Source organism: Roseomonas rosulenta (assembly GCF_016106005.1).
In the GTDB taxonomy this organism is placed as follows: Bacteria; Pseudomonadota; Alphaproteobacteria; order Acetobacterales; family Acetobacteraceae; genus Neoroseomonas; species Neoroseomonas rosulenta.
Map to the genome: position 1 here is coordinate 1 of NZ_JACADR010000415.1, position 2,731 is coordinate 2,731.

Sequence of the window (2,731 nt, forward strand, 5' to 3'; positions counted from 1 at the left end):
CCACGCGCGGCGTCGCCGGGCCAGAGGTCGCGGAAGGCGCGCGCCGGCGCCTCGGGCACCCTTACCGGGCGCAGCCGCGCCAGCTTCTGCCGGGCGCCGCGCAGGATGTTGATCATGCGGCGGCCCGCTGCCGGCCGCGCAGGCCGGCGATGGCCGCGGCGTAGTCCGCCTGGCCGAACACCGCGGTGCCGGCCACCAGCACATCCGCCCCGGCGGCGAGGCAGTCCGGCGCGGTCTGCGCCGTCACGCCGCCATCCACCTGGAGCCGGATGTCGCGGCCCGAGGCATCGATCATGCGCCGCAGGGTCGCGATCTTGTCGAGCTGGGACCGCAGGAAGGACTGCCCGCCGAAGCCCGGGTTCACCGACATGACGAGGATCAGGTCGGTGATGTCGAGCACATGCGCCACGCTCTCGACCGGCGTGGCGGGATTGAGCACCACGCCCGCCTTCCTGCCCAGCGCCCGGATGGTCTGCAGCGAGCGGTGCAGGTGCGGCCCGGCTTCCGGATGCAGGCTGATGATGTCGGCGCCCGCATCCGCGAAGGCCGCGAGGTAGGGATCGGCCGGAGCGATCATCAGGTGGACGTCGAAGGGGATGGCTGCGTGCTTGCGCAGCGCCTTCACCACGACGGGCCCGAAGGAGATGTTGGGCACGAAATGCCCGTCCATGATGTCGAGGTGCAGCCAGTCGGCGCCGGCGGCGGCCACGGCGGCGGCTTCCTCGCCCAGGCGGGCGAAGTCGGCGGCGAGCAGCGAGGGGGCGATCAGCGGCGCGGGCACGCGGGTGTTGTAGCGGTTTGTGACGGAGGGGGACAACCGGCGGCGGGGCGCACGGCGGCCGGGCCGGCGCGCGCGGGTCAACTACAGGGGCAAGGCCGTGGTCGACTTCACCCGCTCCATCGCGAACCGCGAGGTCACCTTGCGCAGGCTCGGCACATCCGCTGTCAGGCGGCGGTAGAAGGTGTCGAAGGCCGCCATGTCCGGAACCACCACCCGCAGCAGGTAGTCCACGTCCCCGCCCAGGCGCCAGCATTCCACGATCTCGGGCAGTTTCGCCACGGTGGCGGCGAAGCGCTCGATCCAGGCGGCAGAATGGTCACCGGTCTCGATCGCCACGAAGACCGACACGCCAAGGCCGACCTTCTCCGGGTCCAGCAGCACCACCCGGCCGGTGATCACGCCCTCCTGCTCCATCTTGCGGATGCGCTTCCAGCAGGGGGTGGGCGTGAGGCCGACCTCCTTGGCGATATCCGCCAGCGACAGGGCGGCGTCCTTCTGGATCAGGCGCAGGATGGCGCGGTCGGTATGGTCAGGCTCGAACTTACGGCTCACGGGCAAGACCTTGGCTTGTTTCGCGGATCTTTTAGTGGAAAAATCTTTTGCTTGCAAGTTTTTAGGGCGCTGAGAGAACACGCTTCTCTTTCAGCCCTGGAACTGCACGCCATGAATACCCTGCGCCGCGATCTGCTGCTCCGCACCGCCCTGCTGGCCATGCCCGCGCTGCTGCCGCGCCCGGCCGGCGCGGTCGGCACCGCCTGGTCGCCCGAGCGGGCGCTGCGCATCGTCGTGCCGGTCGCGCCGGGCGGCAGCCTCGACATCCTGGGCCGGCTGCTGGCGCGCCACCTCGCGCCACGCCTGGGCCAGCCCGTGGTGGCCGAGAACCTGCCCGGCGCCGGCAGCAATATCGCCTTCGAGGCGGTGGCCCGCGCCCGGCCGGATGGCCACACGCTGCTGGTGGGCTCGGACCCGCTCACCATCAACCCCGCGCTCTATCCGCGCGCGGGCTACGACCCGGTGCGCGACTTCGCGCCGGTGATCGAGGCGGTACGTGCGCCGCAAGTGCTGGTGGTGAACCCGGCCACGCCGGTGGCCGACCTGGCACGCTTCGTCGACTGGGCGCGCGAGGCCGAGGGGCGGCTCACCGTCGCCTCCCAGGGCAACGGGTCGATCGGACATCTGGCGCAGGCGGTGTTCGCGCAGCGGGCAGGCGTGGCCTTCACGCACGTGCCCTATCGCGGCGGCGGGCCGGCGGTGGTGGACGTGGTGGCCGGCCATGTCGAGGCCCTGTTCGTCACCCTGCCGGCGGCGATCGAGCACATCCGCGGCGGCCGGCTGCGCGCCATCGCGGTCACGGGTGCCGAGCGCAGCCCCGCCCTGCCCGAGGTGCCGACGGTGGCCGAGGCCGCCTTCCCCGGCTTCGAGGTGGTGACCTGGCAGGGCATCCTCGCGCCGGCCGGCACGCCGGGCGTGGCGGTGGCGCGCCTGGCGGCGGAGCTCGCCGGCGTCCTGGCGCTGCCGGAGGTGGCGGGCGACCTGGCGCGCCAGGGCTTCACCGTGACCGCCCACGGCCCCGACCGCTTCGCCACCCTGGTCCGCGAGGAGGCGGCGCGCTGGCCGGAGGTGGTGCGTCGCGCGGGAGCGCGCTTGGAATGACGCGCGGGAGCGCGCGTGGAGTGACGCGCGGGCCACGCGCCTGCCCGAGCGGCGCGCCGCTGGACAGCGGGCCGAGGCCTGTGATGAACGGGCGTCATGACGCCGCGCCGCCCGTTGCTTGCCTCGGCCCTGGTCGGCGCCTGCGCGGCGCCCGGTCCGGCGCCGCCTGCGGCGTCCGCCCTGGGGGCGGAGGGGATCCTGGTGGCGGCGGAAGCCTGGCACACCGATCTGTGCCTGGCCGCGGCCGTGGTCCGAACCTCGCCGCTCGCGCCGCTCGCCGTCGCCGCGCCGGGCGCG

At 73.6% G+C, this 2,731-nt stretch carries 4 protein-coding genes; 2 read left to right on the forward strand and 2 right to left on the reverse strand.

The features are described 5' to 3' along the window. Positions 1 to 112 precede the first annotated feature (112 nt). A complete protein-coding gene (gene rpe / locus HW578_RS25165; RefSeq protein WP_198373438.1) occupies positions 113 to 781 on the reverse strand; it encodes a ribulose-phosphate 3-epimerase in 669 nt (222 codons plus the stop codon). Positions 782 to 862: 81 nt separating this feature from the next. Further along, positions 863 to 1,333, reverse strand: a complete 471-nt coding sequence (locus HW578_RS25170; protein ID WP_198373439.1) for an Lrp/AsnC family transcriptional regulator — start codon at positions 1,331 to 1,333, stop codon at positions 863 to 865. 111 nt (positions 1,334 to 1,444) lie between these two features. Between HW578_RS25170 and HW578_RS25175 the strand changes: the two genes are divergently transcribed. Together HW578_RS25175 and HW578_RS25180 are read left to right on the forward strand one after the other, a co-directional pair. Then, the gene (locus HW578_RS25175; RefSeq protein ID WP_198373440.1) at positions 1,445 to 2,434 is read left to right on the forward strand and encodes a Bug family tripartite tricarboxylate transporter substrate binding protein; all 990 of its coding nucleotides are present in this window, start codon (positions 1,445 to 1,447) and stop codon (positions 2,432 to 2,434) included. Positions 2,435 to 2,530: 96 nt separating this feature from the next. Then, positions 2,531 to 2,731, forward strand: a 201-nt coding sequence (locus HW578_RS25180; protein WP_198373441.1) for a hypothetical protein, incomplete at its 3' end; no start/stop codon positions are given.

Excerpts from the sequence above, each read along its gene's own strand:
- HW578_RS25175 (WP_198373440.1), top strand. The coding sequence starts at position 1,445 with ATGAATACCCTGCGCCGCGATCTGCTGCTCCGCACCGCCCTGCTGGCC.